This is a genomic window from Streptomyces sp. NPDC006393 (assembly GCF_040628575.1).
In the GTDB taxonomy this organism is placed as follows: domain Bacteria; phylum Actinomycetota; class Actinomycetes; order Streptomycetales; family Streptomycetaceae; genus Streptomyces.
On the sequence record NZ_JBEXZD010000006.1, the window covers coordinates 119,032 to 139,951 of the forward strand.

General features: G+C 71.8%; 19 protein-coding genes. 11 read left to right on the forward strand and 8 right to left on the reverse strand.

Annotated features, from left to right (window positions below; all coding sequences use genetic code 11):
- Window positions 1–6 precede the first annotated feature (6 nt).
- From lspA to ABZ484_RS05070, 5 genes are all read left to right on the forward strand, one after another.
- Entirely contained in the window at window positions 7–765 is a 759-nt protein-coding gene (gene lspA, locus ABZ484_RS05050) for a signal peptidase II (protein ID WP_358864501.1), read from the forward strand.
- 61 nt (window positions 766–826) lie between these two features.
- Window positions 827–1,771: an RluA family pseudouridine synthase gene (locus ABZ484_RS05055; protein ID WP_358864502.1), complete on the forward strand. Its 945-nt coding sequence runs from the start codon at window positions 827–829 to the stop codon at window positions 1,769–1,771.
- A complete protein-coding gene (locus tag ABZ484_RS05060) occupies window positions 1,768–2,250 on the forward strand; it encodes a GNAT family N-acetyltransferase (protein ID WP_358864503.1) in 483 nt (160 codons plus the stop codon). The genes ABZ484_RS05055 and ABZ484_RS05060 overlap by 4 nt, the downstream gene beginning before the upstream one ends.
- An 88-nt stretch (window positions 2,251–2,338) precedes the next feature.
- On the forward strand, window positions 2,339–3,925 hold the full coding sequence (locus ABZ484_RS05065) for a Na+/H+ antiporter (protein ID WP_358864504.1): 1,587 nt from the start codon (window positions 2,339–2,341) through the stop codon (window positions 3,923–3,925).
- An 80-nt stretch (window positions 3,926–4,005) separates the two neighbouring features.
- Window positions 4,006–4,746, forward strand: coding sequence for an SDR family oxidoreductase (locus ABZ484_RS05070; RefSeq protein ID WP_358864505.1), 741 nt, complete (start codon window positions 4,006–4,008; stop codon window positions 4,744–4,746).
- Here the strand turns inward: ABZ484_RS05070 and ABZ484_RS05075 are convergent.
- The gene (locus tag ABZ484_RS05075; protein WP_358864506.1) at window positions 4,718–5,806 is read right to left on the reverse strand and encodes a mechanosensitive ion channel domain-containing protein; all 1,089 of its coding nucleotides are present in this window, start codon (window positions 5,804–5,806) and stop codon (window positions 4,718–4,720) included. The two genes, ABZ484_RS05070 and ABZ484_RS05075, sit on opposite strands and share 29 nt — an antisense overlap.
- 79 nt (window positions 5,807–5,885) lie before the next feature.
- Between ABZ484_RS05075 and ABZ484_RS05080 the strand changes: the two genes are divergently transcribed.
- Window positions 5,886–6,455: a dienelactone hydrolase family protein gene (locus ABZ484_RS05080; protein ID WP_358864507.1), complete on the forward strand. Its 570-nt coding sequence runs from the start codon at window positions 5,886–5,888 to the stop codon at window positions 6,453–6,455.
- Between the two features lie 17 nt (window positions 6,456–6,472).
- On the opposite strand, the gene ABZ484_RS05085 is transcribed toward ABZ484_RS05080, so the two are convergent.
- From ABZ484_RS05085 to ABZ484_RS05100, 4 genes are all read right to left on the reverse strand, one after another.
- Window positions 6,473–8,143, reverse strand: coding sequence for an alkaline phosphatase D family protein (locus ABZ484_RS05085; RefSeq protein WP_358864508.1), 1,671 nt, complete (start codon window positions 8,141–8,143; stop codon window positions 6,473–6,475).
- Between the two features lie 92 nt (window positions 8,144–8,235).
- Window positions 8,236–9,048 carry a DsbA family protein gene (locus ABZ484_RS05090; RefSeq protein ID WP_358864509.1) on the reverse strand — a complete coding sequence of 271 codons (813 nt, stop codon included), beginning with the start codon at window positions 9,046–9,048 and terminating at the stop codon, window positions 8,236–8,238.
- A gap of 92 nt (window positions 9,049–9,140) precedes the next feature.
- Window positions 9,141–9,857: a hypothetical protein gene (locus tag ABZ484_RS05095; protein ID WP_358864510.1), complete on the reverse strand. Its 717-nt coding sequence runs from the start codon at window positions 9,855–9,857 to the stop codon at window positions 9,141–9,143.
- 69 nt (window positions 9,858–9,926) lie between these two features.
- On the reverse strand, window positions 9,927–11,276 hold the full coding sequence (locus ABZ484_RS05100) for a DUF2252 domain-containing protein (protein WP_358864511.1): 1,350 nt from the start codon (window positions 11,274–11,276) through the stop codon (window positions 9,927–9,929).
- Window positions 11,277–11,500: 224 nt separating this feature from the next.
- On the opposite strand from ABZ484_RS05100, the gene dnaE reads away from it, so the two are divergent.
- Window positions 11,501–15,040 carry a DNA polymerase III subunit alpha gene (dnaE, locus tag ABZ484_RS05105; RefSeq protein WP_358864512.1) on the forward strand — a complete coding sequence of 1,180 codons (3,540 nt, stop codon included), beginning with the start codon at window positions 11,501–11,503 and terminating at the stop codon, window positions 15,038–15,040.
- Between the two features lie 172 nt (window positions 15,041–15,212).
- Here the strand turns inward: dnaE and ABZ484_RS05110 are convergent, their stop codons facing one another.
- Window positions 15,213–15,386 (reverse strand): hypothetical protein, encoded by a 174-nt coding sequence (locus ABZ484_RS05110; protein ID WP_358864513.1) that lies wholly within the window; start codon window positions 15,384–15,386, stop codon window positions 15,213–15,215.
- 261 nt (window positions 15,387–15,647) lie between these two features.
- On the opposite strand from ABZ484_RS05110, the gene ABZ484_RS05115 reads away from it, so the two are divergent.
- The 4 genes from ABZ484_RS05115 to ABZ484_RS05130 all read left to right on the forward strand — a co-directional run bounded on the left by ABZ484_RS05115 (window position 15,648) and on the right by ABZ484_RS05130 (window position 19,627).
- Window positions 15,648–16,862 carry an NYN domain-containing protein gene (locus tag ABZ484_RS05115; protein WP_358864514.1) on the forward strand — a complete coding sequence of 405 codons (1,215 nt, stop codon included), beginning with the start codon at window positions 15,648–15,650 and terminating at the stop codon, window positions 16,860–16,862.
- Window positions 16,863–17,011: 149 nt separating this feature from the next.
- Window positions 17,012–17,986: an ABC transporter ATP-binding protein gene (locus ABZ484_RS05120; RefSeq protein ID WP_358864532.1), complete on the forward strand. Its 975-nt coding sequence runs from the start codon at window positions 17,012–17,014 to the stop codon at window positions 17,984–17,986.
- A gap of 50 nt (window positions 17,987–18,036) precedes the next feature.
- Window positions 18,037–18,885 (forward strand): ABC transporter permease, encoded by an 849-nt coding sequence (locus tag ABZ484_RS05125; RefSeq protein ID WP_358864515.1) that lies wholly within the window; start codon window positions 18,037–18,039, stop codon window positions 18,883–18,885.
- A gap of 34 nt (window positions 18,886–18,919) precedes the next feature.
- The gene (locus tag ABZ484_RS05130) at window positions 18,920–19,627 is read left to right on the forward strand and encodes an AAA family ATPase (RefSeq protein WP_358864516.1); all 708 of its coding nucleotides are present in this window, start codon (window positions 18,920–18,922) and stop codon (window positions 19,625–19,627) included.
- Window positions 19,628–19,662: 35 nt separating this feature from the next.
- Here the strand turns inward: ABZ484_RS05130 and ybaK are convergent, their stop codons facing one another.
- Window positions 19,663–20,160 (reverse strand): Cys-tRNA(Pro) deacylase, encoded by a 498-nt coding sequence (ybaK, locus tag ABZ484_RS05135; protein ID WP_358864517.1) that lies wholly within the window; start codon window positions 20,158–20,160, stop codon window positions 19,663–19,665.
- A gap of 16 nt (window positions 20,161–20,176) precedes the next feature.
- Window positions 20,177–20,917 (reverse strand): LON peptidase substrate-binding domain-containing protein, encoded by a 741-nt coding sequence (locus ABZ484_RS05140; RefSeq protein ID WP_358864518.1) that lies wholly within the window; start codon window positions 20,915–20,917, stop codon window positions 20,177–20,179.
- Window positions 20,918–20,920 lie beyond the last annotated feature (3 nt).

The window sequence follows — 20,920 nt, forward strand, 5'->3', positions numbered from 1 at the left end:
ACTCACGTGGCAGAGGCGGAGCGCATCATCGGTACGCCGGACACCCCGGACGCGGCACGGCCCGGGCAGGACGGGCCCGGCGGGAACACGGCACCGGGCCGGCGGTCCGGCGCCGAGGGCGCGCGCGCCGACGGCACGGCGGCGGGCCCCACGGCGGCGAAGGGCCCCGCGGAGCCCGCGGGCCCGGACGGCGCGACCGCCGACCCGGCCGGGACGTCCTCCCGCGCGGGTGAGCCCCGCGCGGCCGGCGAGGCCCCCGCCGCGGCCGATCGGCCCCGTCGCGGGCGCCGGATCGCCGTGCTGTTCTCCGTCGCCGCCTTCGCGTACGCCCTCGACCTGGTCAGCAAGCTGATCGTGGTCGCCAGGCTGGAGAACCACGCGCCGGTGAGGATCCTCGGGGGCTGGCTGCAACTGGAGGCGTACCGCAACCCGGGTGCCGCCTTCAGCTTCGGCGAGGCCTACACGGTGATCTTCACGGTGATCGCCGCCGCCGTGATCGCGGTGATCACCCGGCTCGCCCGCAAGCTCTACAGCCTGCCCTGGGCGATCGCCCTCGGGCTGCTGCTCGGCGGAGCGCTCGGCAACCTCACCGACCGGATCTTCCGCGCGCCCGGCGTCTTCGAGGGCGCGGTCGTCGACTTCATCGCCCCGAAGCACTTCGCCGTCTTCAACCTCGCGGACTCGGCGATCGTCTGCGGCGGCATCCTGATCGTGCTGCTGTCCTTCCGCGGCCTGGACCCGGACGGCACCGTCCACCGGGACTGACCGACCCGGTCGTCCACAGGCGCCGGTCCGGGGTGTCCGACCCGTCCGGCATACTCGACGGGTGAGCACGCTTCCCGAGATCCGTACCCTGCCCGTGCCCGACGGCCTGGAGGGCGAGCGCGTCGACGCCGCCATCTCCCGCATGTTCGGCTTCTCCCGCACCAAGGCGGCCGAGCTGGCCGCCGCGGGCAAGGTGCTGGTCGACGGCACGGCGGTCGGCAAGTCCGAGCGGGTGCGCGGCGGGGCCTGGCTGGAGGTCGAGATGCCGCAGGCGCCCGCGCCTGTGCAGGTCGTCGCCGAACCGGTCGAGGGCATGGAGATCGTGCACGACGACGAGGACGTGGTCGTGATCGTCAAGCCGGTCGGCGTCGCCGCGCACCCCAGCCCCGGCTGGACCGGGCCGACGGTCATCGGCGGACTGGCCGCCGCCGGGTACCGCATCTCGACCTCCGGCGCCGCCGAGCGCCAGGGCATCGTGCACCGCCTCGACGTGGGCACCTCGGGCCTGATGGTGGTCGCCAAGTCCGAGTACGCGTACACGTCGCTCAAGCGCCAGTTCAAGGAGCGCACGGTCGACAAGCGCTACCACACCCTCGTCCAGGGCCACCCCGACCCGACCAGCGGGACCATCGACGCGCCCATCGGCCGGCACCCGAACCACGACTACAAGTGGGCGGTCACCGCCGACGGCAAGCCGTCCGTCACCCACTACGACCTGATCGAGGCCTTCCGCGCGGCCTCCCTGCTGGACGTGAAGCTGGAGACCGGTCGCACCCACCAGATCCGCGTCCACATGGCCGCCCACCGCCACCCCTGCGTCGGCGACCTCACCTACGGCGCCGACCCCACCCTCGCCAAGCGGCTGAAGCTGACCCGGCAGTGGCTGCACGCGGTGCGGCTCGGGTTCGAGCACCCCGGCGACGGCCAGTGGGTGGAGTTCACCAGCGACTACCCCGAGGACCTGCAGACGGCCCTGGACCGGGTCCGTGAGGAGACCTACGCATGAGCGCACTGCCGGGCGGCACGCCGTACACCACCCGCGTCGCCGAGGACCCCGCCGACCGCGAGGCCTGCTTCGCGGTGCGCAAGGAGGTCTTCGTCGTCGAGCAGGGCGTCCCCGAGGACATCGAGTACGACGCCCTCGACGCCGTCGCCCTCCATGTGCTCGCCGTCCGCGAGGACGGGACACCGCTCGGCACCGGACGGCTGCTGCACGGTGAGGCGGTCGCCGGCAGGACGGGCGGCGACCCGAAGGTCGGCTCCCTCGGGCGGCTCGCCGTCACCCAGGAGGCCCGCGGGCTGGGCGTCGGTGCCGCCCTGGTGCGCGCCATCGAGGACGCGGCACGCGCGCGCGGCCTAGCGGCGGTGGACCTGCACGCGCAGACCCACGCCCTGGGCTTCTACGAGCGGCTCGGGTACGAGGCGTACGGCCCCCAGTTCCCGGACGCCGGCATACCGCACCGGGCGATGCGGCGCGCCTTGTAGGGCCCGACGGCCGAAGGGGCGGGCGGGGAGGATGACATGGCAGGCTTGAGCCTGCCGTGTGCACGTCCGACCATCCGGAGCGCTGAGCGTGGACCAGTTGGCCCTGCTGTTCATCGTGTTGCTCGGGGCCGTGATCAGCGTCCCGGTCGGGGACCGGCTCGGCCTGCCCGCGCCGGTACTGATGACGCTCCTCGGGATCGTCCTCGCGCTCCTGGACTTCGTGCCGAACGTCGACATCCCGCCCGAGCTGATCCTGCCCACCCTGCTGCCGCCGCTGCTCTACGCCGCCGTGCGGCGCACCTCCTGGCGGCAGTTCTCGGCGAACAGACGGCCGATCTTCCTGCTGGCCGTGGCGCTGGTGTTCGTGACCACCATCTGTGTCGCCGCCGTCGCCCACACCATCGTGCCGGGGCTGCCGGTGGCCGCCGCCGTGGCGCTCGGCGCGCTCGTCGCACCGCCCGATCCGGTCGCGGCGACCGCCGTCGCCGGACAGCTCGGCCTGCCGCGCCGTCTCGTGTCGATCCTGGAGGGCGAGGGGCTGTTCAACGACGTCACGGCCATCGTGCTCTACCACGTCGCGATCGCCGCCGCCGTCAGCGGGGAGTTCTCGGCCTGGCACGCCGGTCTCGACCTGGTGCTGTCCGCGGTGGTCGCGGTGGCCGTCGGCGTGGTCCTCGGCTGGGGCGCGAACAAGCTGCTGGGCCTGCTTCAGGACGCGACCCTCCAGATCGGGCTGACCCTGCTGGTGCCGTACGCGTCCTACGTCCTGGCCGAGGAGCTGCACGGCTCCGGCGTCCTCGCCGTGCTCACCACCGCCCTGTTCCTGGCCGAGTACGCCGCCGACGCCGACGACGTGCTGACCCGGCTGGCCGGGCACACGGTCTGGGACGTGGTCGACACGCTCGTCACCGGGGTGGCCTTCGGCCTGGTCGGCCTGGAGCTGCACAACGCCGTCCGGACCGCCTCCAGCCACTGGCGCGAGCTGCTCGGCTGGGCCGGGGTGATCGTGGCCGTGGTGGTCTTCGTACGGCTGCTGTGGCTGCTGCCGGCGAGCTGGCTGACCAAGCGCCTGCACGCCTCGCGGAACTACGAGGAGGACATCCCGACCGGCTGGCGCGAGACCGTCGTCATGTGGTGGTCGGGGATGCGCGGGGTGGCCTCGGTGGCGCTGGCACTCGCCGTGCCGCTGAAGACGGACAGCGGTGCGCCGTTCCCCGACCGGGACGAGATCGTGTTCATCGCCTTCGGCGTGATCATGGTGACCCTGGTGGTCCAGGGGCTCACCCTGCCGTGGCTGGTGAAGCGGCTGGGGGTGCGGGCGGACACCGAGCGGGAGAAGGAGTTCGAGAGGGAGCTTGCCGTGCGGGCGGCCAAGGCGGCCAAGCGGCGGCTGCGCGAGATCGAGTCGGTCGAGGACCTGCCGGACGAGCTGTCCGAGCTGATGCAGCGGCGGGCCTTCGAGATCGGGCTGCGGATCAACCCGCAGATCGGGGACGAGGAGCGCCGGGAGGCCCACGAGCACCGGGTGCGGCGGCTGAAGCGGGTGCGGCGGATCCAGGGCGAGATGCTGAGCGCGGCACGCCACGAGGTGCTGGCCGCGCGCAGCGAGCCCGGCGCCGACCCGGAGATCGTCGACCGGGTGCTGCGCCACCTCGACGTGCGCAGCCTGCGCTGAGCCGGCGTCATCGGGTCCCCCGGAACGCCGTCGCGCCCGAGTTGTCGTGTGATGCGCCGATACCGTCCTAGGCTCTGTCCATGACTCGCAATGTGGTGATCAGTGGTGGTGGTACGGGGATCGGGCTGGCCACGGCGCAGGTGTTCGCGGCCCACGGGGACCAGGTCCTGCTGCTCGGACGGCGGGAGGAGGTGCTGCGCAAGGCGGCGGTGCCCGGGGCGCTCACCTGCGCCGCCGACCTCAGCGACGTGGACGGGGTGCGGCGGGCCGCCCGGTTCGCGGCCGGCGAACTGGGCGCCGTGGACGTGCTGATCCACAGCGCCGGAGGGTCCGGCAGGCTGGAGCCCCGGGTGGAGCGGGAGGACCCGCTCGAGCTCGTCGCCGACAACTGGCTGGTCAACTTCCGGATCAACACCCTGACCGCCGTGCTGCTCACCGAGGCCCTCAAGGACCACCTGGCCGAGCCGGGCGGGCGCGTGCTGTTCCTCAGCTCCATCGCCGCCTACCGCGGCTCCGGCAGCGGCGCCTACGCCGCCTCCAAGGCCGCCCTGCACCCGTACCTCCACGACCTCGCCCGCGAGTTGGGCCCGCGCGGGATCACGGTGAACGCGGTCGCCCCCGGGTACGTCGAGGACACCGACTTCTTCGGCGACGCGATGGACGAGGCCCGCCGCGAGCGGCTCGTCGCGGAGACCTCCACCCGACGACCCGGCACCCCGGGCGACGTCGCCGCCACCCTGCACTGGCTGGCCTCCCCGGCCGCCGGTCACATCACCTCCCAGATCGTCCAGGTCAACGGCGGTGCGGAGCGCGGTCACTGACCGCCCGGGCGACGCGCTGGTACGGCAGCACGGCCTCGGCCGTGGTGACGCGCGGCAGGGCGTACGGGTGCTCCTCGCACAGCCAGCGGATCATCTCCTCGCGCACCGCGACCCGCACCGTCCAGATGTCGTCGGCGTCCTTGGCCGTCACCAGCGCCCGGACCTCGACGGTGGTCGGCGTCGTGTCCGTGATGTGCAGGTTGTACGCGCGGCCGTCCCAGGCAGGGCACGCGCGCAGGATGTCGCGCAGCTTCTCGCGCATCGCCTCCAGGGGCGTGGAGTGGTCGAGATGCCAGAAGACGGTGCCGGTCATCTGCGGGGTGCCGCGGGACCAGTTCTCGAACGGGTTGGACGTGAAGTACGACACCGGCATCGTGATCCGGCGCTCGTCCCAGGTCCGTACCGTCAGGAAGGTCAGCGTGATCTCCTCGACCGTGCCCCACTCGCCGCTCACGACCACGGTGTCGCCGATGCGCACCATGTCTCCGAAGGCGATCTGCAACCCGGCGAACAGGTTGCTCAGCGTGGACTGCGCGGCGACACCGGCGACGATGCCGAGGACGCCGGCCGAGGCCAGCAGCGAGGTACCGGCCGTGCGCATCGCCGGGAAGGTCAGCAGCATGGAGGCCGCCGCGACGACGATGACGACCGCCGAGACCACCCGCATGATCAGCTCGACCTGGGTGCGCACCCGCCGCACCCGGGCCGGGTCGCGGTGGGCGCGGGCACTGGCGTAGCGCGAGTAGGAGGTCTCGACGACCGCCGCCGCGATCCGGATGGTCAGCCACGCCGCCGACCCGATCAGCACCAGGGTCAGCGTCCGCCCCACGCCGACCCGGTGCTCCTGAAGCAGTTCGGCCTGGTCGTAGGAGCCTCTGAGCAGCGCGCTGCACAACAGGAGCTGATAGGGCACACGGGCCCGGCGCAGCAGTCCCCACAGGGGCGTCTCGTGATGTCGTTCGTCGGCCTTGCGCAGCAGAAGGTCGGTGGCCCAGCCGATCACCAGGGTGAGGGCGACCGAGCCACCGACCACGGTCAGGGGCCGGAGTACGTTCTCCATGTCTGGGAAGTAACCGGCGGCGGCGGGGCCCGAACCTGTGACATGTGTCGCGTCGGCGCCCGGCTGGCACCATGGGCGCATGAACATCATGCTCTTCCACTCGACCCATGGCCTCAGACCCGCGGTGCGTCAGGCCGCTGACCGGCTGCGCGCGGCCGGACACGAGGTGTGGACGCCGGACCTCTTCGAGGGCCGTACGTTCGACTCGGTCGAGGAGGGCATGGCCTTCAAGGACGGCATCGGCAAGGAGGAGCTGCTCCGGCGGGCCGTGCTGGCCGCCGCGCCCTACTCCGAGCGGGGCCTGGTCTACGCCGGGTTCTCGCTCGGCGCCTCCATCGCCCAGACCCTCGCCCTGGGCGACGACAAGGCCCGCGGGCTGCTGCTTCTGCACGGTACGTCGGACGTGGCGCCCAACGCGCGGGTGGACGAGCTGCCGGTGCAGCTGCACGTCGCCGAGCCGGACCCGTTCGAGACGGACGACTGGCTGAGCGCCTGGTATCTCCAGATGCGCCGGGCGGGCGCGGACGTGGAGGTCTACCGCTACGCCGGGGCCGGCCACCTCTACACCGACCCGGAGCTGCCGGACCACGACGCGGAGGCCGCCGAGGCCACCTGGCGGGTGGCGCTCGGCTTCCTCGACTCGCTGTAGGGGACGGCGGGAGCCGGTCAGACGGGGTCGTACGTCCGCTCGACCTTCTGCGTGCCGCTGCGCGTGCGGTACGAACGCGTCCAGGCGGAGGTCGCGTCCGGGCTGGTGCGGTCGGACAGGACGTAGTAGTCCATCTGCGCGCGCTCGGCGGTGATGTCCAGGACGCCGTAGCCGTGGCGGTCGGTGTCGACCCAGTGGACGTGCCGGTTGGCGGCGCGGATCACCGGCGCGGCGATGGCCGAGACCGTGCCCTCGGGGACCTTGACGATGTCGTCGAGGTTGTCGGAGGTCATCGAGGTGACCACGAACTCCGTGGCGGCCGACGGAGACAGCGGGTACGTACCGGCGTCCACCGGCACGTCGTTGGCCCACGCCATGTGGATGTCACCGGTCAGGAAGACGGTGTTGCGGATGGCGTTGGAACGAAGGTGGGCCAGCAGCTCCCGGCGGTCGTCGGTGTAGCCGTCCCACTGGTCGGTGTTGACGGCCAGGCCCTCCTGCGGCAGCCCGAGCAGCTTCGCCAGCGGCTTCAGCAGGTCCGCGGAGAGCGAGCCGACGACGAACGGGGAGATCATCACCGAGTTGCCGACCAGCCGCCAGGTGGTGTCGGACGCCTTCAGCCCGGCCTTCAGCCAGTCGAGTTGGGCACGCCCGGTGATCGTGCGGTCCGGATCGTCGACCGAGCCGCTCGCCGTGGACGCCTGCTGCGAGCGGAAGGAGCGCAGGTCCAGCAGGGAGAGGTCGGCGAGCCTGCCGAAGCGCAGCCGGCGGTAGGTGGTGCCCTCGATCGCCGGGCGCACCGGCATCCACTCGAAGTAGGCCTGCTCGGCCGCCGCCTTGCGGGCGCTCCAGGTGCCCTCGGCGCCCTCGGTGTGGTTGACGGCGCCGCCTGACCAGGCGTTGTCGGCGAACTCGTGGTCGTCCCAGATCGCGACGACCGGCGCCGTGTGGTGCAGGGCCTGGAGGTCGGGGTCGGTCTTGTACCGCGCGTGCCGGACGCGGTAGTCGGCGAGGGTGATGATCTCGTTCGCGGGCGCGTGGGGCCTGACGACCTTGTCCCGGGCCGCGTACTCGCCGGACTTGTACTCGTAGATGTAGTCCCCGAGGTGCAGCCAGGCGTCCAGGTCGCCGCGGGCCGCGAGATGGCGGTACGCGGTGAAGTAGCCGGCCTCCCAGTTGGCGCAGGAGACCACGCCGAAGCGCAGGCCCGCGACGGCCGCGTCGTGCGCGGGCGCGGTGCGGGTGCGGGCGACGGGGGAGTCGGTGCCGCCGGCCGAGAAGCGGAACCAGTAGTCGGTGGCCGGCGCGAGGCCCCGGATGTCGGCCTTGACGGTGTGGTCGGAGGCGGCCGTGGCGGTGGTGGAGCCCTTGGCGACGACGTTCGTGAACGCCTTGTCCCTGGCCACCACCCAGCTCACCTCGGTGTCCGGGCCGAGCCCGGAGCCCGGCACCGCCTCGGCGGTGGGGGTCACCCGGGTCCACAGCAGGATGCCGTCGGGCAGCGGGTCACCGGAGGCGACGCCGTGCAGGAAGGCCGGTGCGTCCGCGGCGGCGCGCGCCGGAAGCGCGGCGGCGAGCGGCCCGGCCAGGACAGCCGTCGCCGCCGCGGCCTTGACGACCGTACGGCGGCGGGGCGAAAGGGAGTTGAGGCCCTCGGGTGCCTCGGAGGATCTGTGTCGACTGGTCACGACCGATCAGGTTACTGATCGGTACACGGAAGAGTGGGCGAACTCCGAAAGTTCGCCCACTCTTCAGGCGGTGGCCGGCGTCCGACGGGGCGTCAGGCCTTGAGGGCCGCGTCGATCGCCTTGTCGAACTCGGCCACCGTCATGGGCGCGTTCTTGCCGTCGGAGCCCGTCAGCGTCTTGCCGTCCATCTTCAGGGTCGGAGTGCCCTGGATGCCGTCCTTGTCGAAGATCTTGGACTCCTCCAGCGCCCACCTGTCGTAGGTGCCGTCCTTCACGGCCTTCTGGAACGCCGCGTTGCCCTTCAGCGCGGGGACCGTGTCGGCGATCTTGATCAGATAGGCGTCGTCCTTGAGCTTGTCGTCGGTCTCCTCGGGGTGCCACTTCGCCGAGTACATCGCGGCCTTGTACTCGAGGAAGGCCTCGGGGCTGACGTTGAGCGCGGCGCCCAGGGCGCTGAGCGCGTTCCTGGAGCCCTCACCGGGCAGGTTCTTGTCGAGGAACGTGGCGCCGACGTACTGGAGCTTGAACTTGCCGTCGTCGATGTCCTTCTTCACCGTCTCGCCGACGGTCTGCTCGAACTGCGCGCAGACCGGGCAGCGCGGGTCCTCGTAGATGACGAGGGTCTTCTTGGCGGTGCTCTTGCCTATGACGACGGTCGTGCCGTCCGCCCCGGTGGTGTTGGCCGGCTTGACCAGCTTCTGGTCCTTCGCGGCCTCCCAGTAACCGGGCTTGTTGGCCTGGACGACGGCATAGCCGATGCCGCCGGCCGCCGCCAGCACGGCGACGACCGAGCAGGCGACGATGACCTGCCGCCTGACCTTGGCGCGCTTGGCCTGGCGCTCGCGCTCGGCGCGCAGCCGCTCCCGGGCCGCCGTCTTCGCCTGCTGGCTGTTCCGCTTGCTCATGGTGGTGTTCTCCTGTGGGACGCGCGGCCGGGCCGCGCGGGATGCGAAAGGGGGACTGCTCGTGCCCGGCGTGCGCCGCCGGCGGCCGTCGCTCAGACGCGGGCGAGGACGGGGGCGAAGGCGGGCGCGGGTGAGCACGGCGGTCCGCGCCGTCCCAGGGAGTACACGAGGAGGCGGGCGCGCGGGACGCCGGCGTGGGGCGCGGGGCGGGCCGGCCGGCGGGCCGTACGGGTCCGGCGGACCGTGACCGCCGCGACGGCGACCAGCAGCGGCCGGAACGTGGTCGCGGCCGCCGCGCGCAGCAGCTCGGCCAGGGCCCGCTCGCCGCGGCGCAGCCAGCCGGCGGCGAGGAGGCCGACGCCGACGTGGGCGGCGAGCAGCAGCCAGGCGGTCGCCGGGTCGGCGTGGGACAGCAGGGCCGCCGGCCGGTCGGTGTCCGTGCCCGTCATACGGGCCAGCGGGGTGCCGACGGCCGTGTCGTTGCCGCACAGCAGGTCCCAGCCGACCGAGCGCAGCGGCCCGGCGACCGGGCCGCCGGCGGGGCCGTAGCAGACCTGCTGGCCGGTGGTGAAGACGGTGTCGGCGGCCAGCTCCAGCGGGATCAGCAGGGCGGCGATCCGCCCGAAGCCGCGCTCGCGGCCGGCCAGGAGGTAGGCGAGCAGGAACACGGCGGCCGCGACGGCGGCCACCGTGCTCAGCGGCAGCGGGACCCGGGACAGCAGTACGTGCGACGTGGTGCTGAGCGTCACGACCACGGCCGTGAACAGCGCCGCGCGCACGGCTCTGAGCTGGGTCCCGGATATGTCCATAGCGAATGAAGAGTGTGTCACGTGGGCCGGTAAAGGGTCCTTAAAGGGACCCTGTGAGCGGCCCTCTTGTCACAGACCCGGAATCCGGCCGTTGCGGAACAGGTCCAGGAAGATCTGGTGGTCGGCACGCGCGCGGGCGCCGTAGCCGTGCGCGAAGTCCACGAGCAGCGGTGCGAAGCCCTCCTCGTCGGCCGCGATCGCCGCGTCGATGGCCCGCTCGGTGGAGAACGGCACCAGGGACTCGCCCGAGGTGTCGTCCGCCGCCGCGTGCATGGTGGCGGTGGCCCGGCCGAGGTCGGCGACGACCTGCGCGATCTCCTCCGGGTCGTCGATGTCGCCCCAGTCCAGGTCGACCGCGTACGGCGACACCTCGGCGACCAGCTGCCCGGCGCCGTCCAGCTCGGTCCAGCCCAGCCACGGGTCGGCGTGCGCCTGGAGGGCGCGCTGGGAGATCACCGTGCGGTGTCCCTCGTGCTGGAAGTAGTCGCGGATCGCCGCGTCCGTGATGTGCCGGGAGACGGCCGGGGTCTGGGCCTGCTTGATGTAGATCACGACATCGTTCTCCAGGGCGTCGCTGTGGCCCTCGAGGAGGATGTTGTACGACGGCAGCCCGGCCGAGCCGATGCCGATGCCCCGGCGGCCCACGACGTCCTTGACGCGGTAGGAGTCCGGGCGGGCCAGGGAGGAGTCCGGCAGCGTCTCCAGGTAGCCGTCGAAGGCCGCGAGGACCTTGTAGCGGGTGGCCGCGTCCAGCTCGATGGAGCCGCCGCCCGGCGCGAAGCGGCGCTCGAAGTCACGGATCTCCGTCATGGAGTCCAGCAGCCCGAACCGGGTCAGCGAGCGGGCGTCACGCAGCGCGTCCAGCAGCGGACCCTGCGCGGTGTCCAGGGTGAAGGGCGGCACCTCGTCGCTCTTGGCGCCGGTGGCCAGGGCGTGGACGCGCTCCCGGTAGGCGGCGGCGTAGACCGTCACCAGCTCGGTGATCTGGGCGTCGCTCAGGGCCTTGGCGTAGCCGATGAGGGCGATGGAGGCGGCGAAGCGCTTGAGGTCCCAGGTGAAGGGGCCGACGTAGGCCTCGTCGAAGTCGTTGACGTTGAAGACCAGCCGGCCGTTCGAATCCATGTACGTGCCGAAGTTCTCCGCGTGCAGGTCGCCGTGGATCCACACCCGCGAGGTGCGCTCGTCCAGGTACGGCCCGCTGATTCCCCTTCCGCCGCCCCACCCGGCGTTCTCGCTGTCCAGGTCGTGGTAGAAGAGGCAGGCCGTGCCCCGGTAGAACGCGAAGGCCGAGGCCGCCATCTTCCGGAACTTCACGCGGAACGCGGCCGGGTCGGCGGCCAGGAGCTCGCCGAAGGCGGTGTCGAAGACGGAGAGGATCTCCTCGCCGCGCTGCTCGTCGCTGAGCTGGGGGACCGACATCGCTGGGTGCCTCCTGGTACGGGTGGTACGAGACGTATGGACTGATCCTTCGCGGATCCTCCCTCACCCCAACGTCCGGCGGGGCGGGGGAGTGCCCGCGTTTCTCCTCGCACGAAGGTACGCGGCGGACGGCTCCGAGTGTCAGTGCCGGGGCATAGACTTCGACGCTGTCCCCCAGACTGTCCGCAGCCCGTCGCCCAGAGTTCTCCTTGGAGGCCGAAGCCGTGTCGAAGCCGCCGTTCACGCACCTGCACGTCCACACCCAGTACTCGCTGCTGGACGGTGCCGCGCGGCTGAAGGACATGTTCAACGCGTGCAACGAGATGGGCATGACGCACATCGCCATGTCCGACCACGGCAACCTCCACGGGGCGTACGACTTCTTCCACTCCGCGAAGAAGGCCGGAATCACCCCGATCATCGGGATCGAGGCGTATGTCGCGCCCGAGTCCCGGCGCAACAAGCGCAAGATCCAGTGGGGCCAGCCGCACCAGAAGCGGGACGACGTCTCCGGCTCCGGCGGTTACACCCACAAGACGATGTGGGCGGTGAACAGGACCGGCCTGCACAACCTCTTCCGCCTCTCCTCGGACGCCTACGCCGAGGGCTGGCTCCAGAAGTGGCCGCGCATGGACAAGGAGACCATCGCCCAGTGGTCCGAGGGCATCGTCGCCTCCACCGGCTGCCCCTCCGGCGAGGTCCAGACCCGGCTGCGCCTCGGCCAGGAGGAGGAGGCCCTCAAGGCCGCCGCCGACTACCAGGACATCTTCGGCAAGGACCGCTACTTCCTGGAGCTGATGGACCACGGCATCGACATCGAGCACCGGGTCCGCGAGGGCCTCCTCGAGATCGGCCGGAAGCTCGGCATCCCGCCCCTGGTCACCAACGACTCGCACTACACCTACGCGCACGAGGCCGGCGCCCACGACGCCCTGCTGTGCATCCAGACCGGCAAGAACCTCTCCGACCCCGACCGCTTCAAGTTCGACGGCACCGGCTACTACCTGAAGTCGACCGAGGAGATGTACGCCATCGACTCCTCGGACGCCTGGCAGGAGGGCTGCGCCAACACGCTGCTCGTCGCCGAGATGGTGGACACCACCGGCATGTTCGAGAAGCGCGACCTCATGCCCAAGTTCGACATCCCCGAGGGCTACACCGAGGTCACCTGGTTCAAGGAGGAGGTCCGCCGCGGCATGGAGCGCCGCTACCCGGGCGGCATTCCCGAGGACCGCCAGAAGCAGGCCGACTACGAGATGGACGTCATCATCTCGATGGGCTTCCCCGGCTACTTCCTCGTCGTCGCCGACTTCATCATGTGGGCCAAGAACAACGGCATCGCGGTCGGCCCCGGCCGTGGCTCGGCCGCCGGTTCGATCGTCGCCTACGCCATGGGCATCACCGACCTCGACCCGATCCCGCACGGCCTGATCTTCGAGCGGTTCCTCAACCCCGAGCGCATCTCGATGCCCGACGTCGACATCGACTTCGACGAGCGTCGGCGCGTCGAGGTGATCAGGTACGTGACGGAGAAGTACGGCGCCGACAAGGTCGCCATGATCGGCACCTACGGCACCATCAAGGCCAAGAACGCGATCAAGGACTCCGCGCGCGTGCTGGGCTACCCGTACGCGATGGGCGACCGCATCACCAAGGCCATGCCCGCCGACGTCCTCGGCAAGGGCATCCCGCTGTCCGGCATCACCGACCCCGAGCACCCCCGGTACTCGGAGGCCGGCGAGGTGCGCGGGATGTACGAGAACGAGCCGGACGTGAAGAAGGTCATCGACACCGCACGCGGCGTGGAGGGCCTGGTGCGGCAGATGGGCGTGCACGCGGCCGGCGTGATCATGTCCAGCGAGACCATCACCGAGCACGTCCCGGTCTGGGTCAGGCACACCGACGGTGTGACCATCACGCAGTGGGACTACCCGAGCTGTGAGTCGCTCGGCCTGCTGAAGATGGACTTCCTCGGCCTGCGCAACCTCACGATCATGGACGACGCCGTGAAGATGGTGAAGTCCAACAAGGGGATCGACATCGATCTCCTCAGCCTGCCGCTGGACGACCCCACGACCTTCGATCTCCTCCAGCGCGGCGACACCCTCGGCGTCTTCCAGTTCGACGGCGGCCCCATGCGCTCCCTGCTGCGCCTGATGAAGCCGGACAACTTCGAGGACATCTCCGCCGTCTCGGCCCTGTACCGGCCGGGTCCGATGGGCATGAACTCCCACACCAACTACGCGCTGCGCAAGAACGGCCAGCAGGAGATCACGCCGATCCACCCCGAGCTGGAGGCGCCGCTCAAGGAGGTCCTGGACGTCACCTACGGCCTGATCGTCTACCAGGAGCAGGTGCAGAAGGCCGCCCAGATCATCGCCGGCTACTCGCTCGGCGAGGCCGACATCCTCCGCCGCGTGATGGGCAAGAAGAAGCCCGAGGAACTGGCGAAGAACTTCACCATCTTCCAGGAGGGCGCGCGCAGGAACGGCTACAGCGACGAGGCCATCCAGGCACTGTGGGACGTGCTGGTCCCGTTCGCCGGCTACGCGTTCAACAAGGCGCACTCCGCCGCGTACGGCCTGGTCTCGTACTGGACCGCCTACCTCAAGGCCAACCACCCCGCCGAGTACATGGCGGCCCTGCTGACCTCCGTCAAGGACGACAAGGACAAGTCGGCGATCTACCTCAACGAGTGCCGCCGCATGGGCATCCGGGTGCTCCCGCCGAACGTCAACGAGTCCGAGTCGAACTTCGCCGCCCAGGGCGACGACGTGATCCTCTTCGGCCTGTCCGCCGTCCGCAACGTCGGCACCAACGTCGTCGAGTCGATCATCAAGACCCGCAAGTCCAAGGGGAAGTACGCCTCCTTCCCCGACTACCTCGACAAGGTCGAGGCCGTGGTCTGCAACAAGCGCACCACCGAGTCGCTGATCAAGGCCGGCGCCTTCGACACCATGGGCCACACCCGCAAGGGCCTCACCGCGCAGTACGAGCCGATGATCGACAACGTGGTCGCGGTCAAGCGCAAGGAGGCCGAGGGCCAGTTCGACCTCTTCGGCGGGATGGGGGAGGAGACCAGCAGCGAGCCCGGCTTCGGACTCGACGTGGAGTTCTCTCCCGACGAGTGGGACAAGACCTACCTGCTCGCCCAGGAGCGGGAGATGCTCGGCCTGTACGTCTCCGACCACCCGCTCTTCGGCCTGGAGCACGTGCTCTCCGACAAGGCCGACGCCGGCATCGCCCAGCTCACCGGCGGCGAGCACGCCGACGGCGCGGTCGTCACCATCGGCGGCATCATCTCCGGCCTGCAACGCAAGATGACCAAGCAGGGCAACGCCTGGGCGATCGCCACCGTCGAGGACCTGGCCGGCTCCATCGAGTGCATGTTCTTCCCGGCGACCTACCAGCTGGTGTCCACCCAACTCGTCGAGGACGCCGTCGTGTTCGTCAAGGGCCGCCTCGACAAGCGCGAGGACGTGCCCCGCCTGGTCGCGATGGAGCTGATGGTCCCCGACCTGTCCAACGCGGGCACCAACGCGCCGGTGATCCTCACCATCCCCGCCCTGAAGGTGACCCCGCCGATGGTCAGCCGCCTCGGCGAGATCCTCAGCCACCACAAGGGCGACAGCGAGGTGCGGATCAAGCTCCAGGGCCCGCGCAAGACCACGGTCCTGCGCCTGGACCGCCACCGGGTGAAGCCCGACCCCGCCCTCTTCGGCGACCTGAAGGTCCTCCTCGGACCGTCCTGCCTGGCGGGCTGAGGCCGGACAACCGGCGTTCCGTCACGGACGAGTGAGCCGAAGGGGCGCGACACCGGCTGGAGCGCCCCGAAGGCGAACCGAGCCACAAAAAAGAGGGGCGTGCCCGTGCGCATCGGGTACGCCCCTCTTCGGTACCAGGTTCAGGGCTCGGTCAACAGCCCGGACGCCGGGCTCAGTTGTGGCCGAAGCGCTTCTGACGGCCCTTGCGGGACATGTCCGTGGGACTGACCTGCGGGGCGTGGTGCTCGGGTTGCGACTCCGTCAGGGAGTGCTCCGTCTCCTGCGGGCCGTTCGCGGCCACGGACGCCTTCTGCCGGCTGCGGTCCTGCTTGCGGTTCTTGGCCATGGTGATCAGCCTCCTGTGGGGGATCTAGGGGCCAGGGCCGGGACCAGATTCACATATGCTGACAATGAACGCATGTCGGATAATTACCGTATGTAACAAGGGTCATCGGGCCCCAAGTCCCCGAAACGCCACGCCGAAGATCGAGTTCGGGCCGTTAACCCCGGCGCGGTCGGGCAGACTCGAACCAAGCCCGAACCGAACCCGAAGCACACCCCGAAGCTCCAAGCCCGAAGCAACCTCCCCGGAAAGAGGGTGGAACGCGTGGACCGCTGCATCGTCCTGGTGGACGCCGGGTATCTGCTGGGGGCCGCCGCGAGCCTCCTCGCCGGGGAGCCGTCGCGGTCCCGGATCACCGTCGACCACACCGCGCTCATCCAGGGCCTGCGCGAACAGGCCGAGTCCGACACCGAGCGCCCGCTGCTGCGCATCTACTGGTTCGACGGCGCCCCCGACCGCGTCCCGCAGCCCGAGCACCGCAGGCTCCGTGTGATGCCCCGGGTCACCGTCCGGCTGGGCGCGCTGACCCGCAGCGACGGCCGCTGGGCGCAGAAGGGCGTGGACGCCGCGATGCACGCCGAACTGACCGAGCTGGCCCGCAACCGCGCCTGCTCCGACGTCGTCCTCGTCACCGGCGACGGCGACCTGCTGCCCGGCATGATGGCCGCCAAGGAGCACGGCGTCGCCGTCCACCTGTGGGCCGTACAGGCCGCCGACGGCGACTACAACCAGTCCGAGGACCTGGTCGCCGAGGCCGACGAGCGGCGCGTCCTGGACCGTACGTGGATCACCAAGGCCGTACAGGCCAAGGAGTTCGGCGGCATCTGCGCGCCGCCGCCCGCACCCCGGCCCGAGATCGCCGCGATCCTCTCCGCGCCGCTGCCCGAGTCCTCGCTGTCCCAGGCCGCCGAGCGCCCCGCCGAGGAGCGTCCGCACCCGGCCGCCGCTGGCGCGCGGGGCGGCACCGACGAGCGGATGCCCGCCAAGGGCGTCCCCACCCCCAAGGACCTCGCCGCCCTGCGGGCCCCAGGCGCCCATCCCGCCCAGCACCCCACCACCGCCACCCTGCGCTGGTCCTCCGACAAGGGCTGGGTCGACCGTTCCGGCGTGGCCGCCGAGCCCCCCGAGGCCGCCTCCATGCCGACCCTCGCCCAGCTGACCACGGCCGAGCAGCGGTGGGCGGACCGGGAGGAGGACATCACGACCGTCGGCGGCGACCCGTACGAGGTCGGGCAGGTCTTCGCGCGGCGCTGGGTGGAGCGGCTGGGCGACCCGAGCCATCTCCAGAAGCTGTCGTCGATGTACCCGCGCGTCCCGCACCGCGTCGACGGCGAGCTGCTGCGCTACGCCGCCCGGTTCGGGCTGCTCGCGCACAAGGACGACCAGATCGACGAGCACGACCGGTACGCCATCCGGGCCGGCTTCTGGCGGGAGATCGACGTCCGCACGGGCACCGAGCACGCCCCGGCGGGCGACTGAGCCCAGGCGGGGCGGCGGTTCGTCCCGGGCGGACGCCACGGAGGAACCGGGAGAGGTCGCCCCAAGGACGAGTAAAGCCCACGGACCCCGTAGTCTCGTCCTTTGTGAGTACGCGCGCGGCACAGGCACTTCGGCACGGGGACGACGTCGTGTGCGCGGTGCGCGGACTGACCAAGACCTACCCGGCGGCCCGCGGCCGGCGCGGCGCTCCCGGCACGCCCGAGGTGCGGGCCACCGACGACGTCGCACTCGACGTCCGGCGCGGCGAGATCTTCGGGCTGCTCGGCCCCAACGGCGCCGGCAAGTCCACCCTCGTACGGCAGCTGACCGGCCTGATGCGCCCCGACACCGGCACCGTCGAGATCCTCGGCCACGACATCGTGGCGCACCCCGAGCGGGCGGCGCGGATCCTCGCCTACCTCGGGCAGGAGTCCACCGCCCTGGACGAGCTGACCGTCTCGCTGGCCGCCGAGACCACCGGGCGGCTGCGCGGCCTGGACGTCCGGCGGGCGCGGGCCGAGCGGGACGCCGTCCTCGACGAACTGGGCCTCGCACCGATCGCCGGGCGCCCGCTGAAGAAGCTCTCCGGCGGCCAGCGGCGGCTCGCCTGCTTCGCCGCCGCGCTGGTCGGCGAGCGCCCCCTGCTCGTGCTGGACGAGCCGACCACCGGCATGGACCCGGTGGCCCGGCGGGCGGTGTGGTCCGCCGTGGACCGGCGGCGCGCCGAGGACGGCACCACCGTCCTGCTGGTCACCCACAACGTCATCGAGGCCGAGACCGTCCTCGACCGGGTCGCCGTCCTGGACCGGGGCCGGGTCATCGCCTGCGACACCCCGGCCGGGCTCAAGGACCGGGTCTCCGGTGAGGTGCGGGTCGAACTGGTGTGGCGGGACAGGGCGCCCCTGGAGGTGCCGGAGGTCGCCGCGCTGCGGGACCGGGCCACCGAGTCCGGGCGGCGCTGGACGCTGCGGCTCGCGCCCGAGGAGGCACGCGCCGCCGTCGCCACGGTCACCGGCGGTGCCGCCTTCGCCGCGCTGGACGACTTCACCCTCGCCACGCCCAGCCTGGAGGACGTCTATCTGGCGCTGGGCGGCGCCGCCCGGCAGGGGCTGGTGAAGGCGTGAGCGGCACTGGACTACGCCCTGGCGGACGTAGGGAAGAGGAGCAGTTCGACGTGAGTGTCGTATCCGCCGACGCGCCGGCCGGCGCGACGGCCGGCCGGGACGCCGCGACGGCCGTGCGGGACGGTGACGCCGGCCGGGCCGCGGCCGTCGGCCTCGGGCCGCGGGCGCGGCTGTGGCCGTCCCTGGCGGCCGTGTACCGGGCCCAGCTGTCCCGGGCGCGGGTGGCGCGCATCCCGCTGCTGTTCGTGGCGACCTTCCAGTCCGTCGGCATCATGATCATGATGCGGGGTGTGGTCAGCGGCGGCGGTGAGGCCCGGTCCGTGGTGGCCGGCGCGTCGATCGTCGTCGTCGCCTACGTCGCCCTGAACCTGCTCGCACAGTACTTCGGCCAGCTGCGGGCCAGTGGCGGGCTCGACCACTACGCGACGCTGCCGGTGCCGCCGGCGGCCGTGGTGCTGGGCGCGGCGGCCGCGTACGCGTCCTTCACCGTGCCCGGCACGCTGATCACCGCGGTCTTCGGCTGCCTGCTGTTCGGGCTGCCGCTGGGCAATCTGTGGGTGCTGGTGGCGGTGATCCCGCTCGCGGGGGCCGCGCTCTCCGGGCTGGGCGCGGCCTGCGGGCTGCTCGCGCCACGGCCGGAGCATGCCACCCTGCTCGGTCAGCTGGGCATGTCGGCGGCCCTGCTGCTGGGCGTGCTGCCGCCCGACCACATGCCGGGGATCGTACGGCTCGCCCGCGATCTGCTGCCGTCGACGTACGGGGTGGAGGCGTACGCGCGCACCTTCGCGGCCCGGCCCGACTGGGTGTACGTGGGCGTGGACATGGCCGTGTGCGCCGCGGTGGGGGTGGTCTCACTGGCCGTGGCCACCTGGGCGTATCGCCGGGCCGCCGTCCGGTGACGCGGCTGACAGACTCACCTGGCACGATGACAGGGTGACCTCACCGTTGACTCCACCACCACCGCCGCACGGGCGGCCCGCACAGCCCTCCCGGTCCGGCGAGGCCGAGCGGCAGCCCTGGCAGCCGCCCGCCTCGGGAGCCGAAGCGACCGGACCGACCGGAGCGACGGGAACCGTGTACGGACCGGACGGACAGGACGGACAGGACGGCCCCGGGATGAAGACCGAAGTCCGGGAGGCCGCCGTGATCACGGTGGCCGTGGCGCTCGGCGGTGTGCTGATGGGCCTGCTGTGGCTGTGGCTGGCGCCGCGGGTGCCGCTGGTCGGGGACGTCACCGGGAACAGCTGGGTGGTCTACCTCAAGGACTCCGAGGGGGAGCAGGCGATCGGCGTGGACGGAACGTTCACGCTGCTGGCGCTGGCCTTCGGGGTGCTCAGCGCGGTGGCCGTCTTTCTCGTGCGGCGGCGCGGGGGTGTGCCGCTGGTGGTGGCGCTGTGCGTCGGGGGGTTGCTCGGGGCGGTGCTGGCGTGGCGGCTGGGGGTGTGGCTCGGGCCCCAGCAGGACGTGATCGCTCACGCGCAGGCCGTGGGGAAGGGCGTGACCTTCGCGGCGCCGCTGAAGCTGGGCGCGAAGGGGGCGCTGCTGGCCTGGCCGCTGACCGCGCTGGTGGTGCATCTCGGGATCACGGCGCTGTTCGGTCCGCGGGATCCGGAGGGGTACGGGGAGTCGGTCCCGGCGTAGGTTTCCGGCGCGCGGGTGGGGCGCGGCCAAGTTGGTCAGTCGCGGCCGATGGGGGCCAGGACCGCCTCCGTCAGCTGTGCCAGGTCCGCCGGGTTCAGCTCGACCTCCAGGCCCCTGCGGCCCGCTGAGACGCAGATGGTGGAGTGGTTCGTGGCGGAGGCGTCGAGGACCGTGGGGAGTTTCTTGCGCTGGCCCAGGGGGCTGATGCCGCCGCGCACGTAGCCCGTGGTGCGTTCCGCGAGCGCGGGATCCGCCATGGCCGCGCGCTTGCCGCCCACCGCCGACGCCAGGGCCTTCAGGTCCAGGGAGCCCGCGACCGGGACCACGGCCACCGTCAGCGTGCCGTCGACGTCCGCGACCAGCGTCTTGAACACCCGCTCCGGCGAGACGCCCATCGCCTCGGCCGCCTCCTCGCCGTAGGAGGGGTGGGAGGGGTCGTGGTCGTAGGAGTGGACGGTGTGGTCGACGCCCGCCGCGGTCAGGGCCACCGTCGCGGGGGTGCCCCCGGACTGCTTCTTGGTCTTCTTCGCCATCGCGGCCTGTTCTCCCTCAGTTGAAGCTCGTCGGGCCGCGCGTCAGGTCCGGCGCGGGCAACGACGGCAGACTACGGATGATCGCCGTCTCCGAGCGAAGGAGTTTCAGCTCGTCGCGCAGCCGCGAGGAGGTGTCGGGGGCCTGGAGCAGCCGCTGCTTCGTCGGGGTGTCCAGCACCATCGCCGCCGCCACCAGGTACGACACCACACTCGGCTCGTCCGGCAGCTCCGCCCCGGTGGACAGGGACCGCTCCCGCGCGCCCGCCAGGCGCTTCTGGTACTGCCGGAAGGACCGCAGCACACCCTGGGCCAGCGCGCCCGCCTCGTCGCCGGGCTCCTCGGTCAGCTCCTGGAGCTCGGCCGTGAGGTAGGGGCCGGAGGAGTCCACCGACAGCAGCCGTACCCGGGTCGTGCCGGTCGCCAGCACCTCGAAGGTGCCGTCGGCCCGCTCCCGTACGGTCGCCGCGTCGGCCACGCAGCCCACGCCGTGGAACGCCCTGGCCGGGTCGGGGCCGAAGCCGGCCGCGGGCCCGCGTTCGGGCCGCGCCGTCGGATCGGGCATGCCGGGGGCGCTCGGTGCCACCTCGTGGCCGTCGCGGATCGCCACGACGGCGAACCGGCGCGGTGCGTCCTCGGGGGTCTTCGACAGGGCGCGCATCATGGCGCGATAGCGCTCCTCGAAGACGTTCAACGGGAGCACCAGCCCCGGGAACAGCACCGAGTTCAGCGGGAAGAGGGGGAGCCGGACGGTCGTCACGGC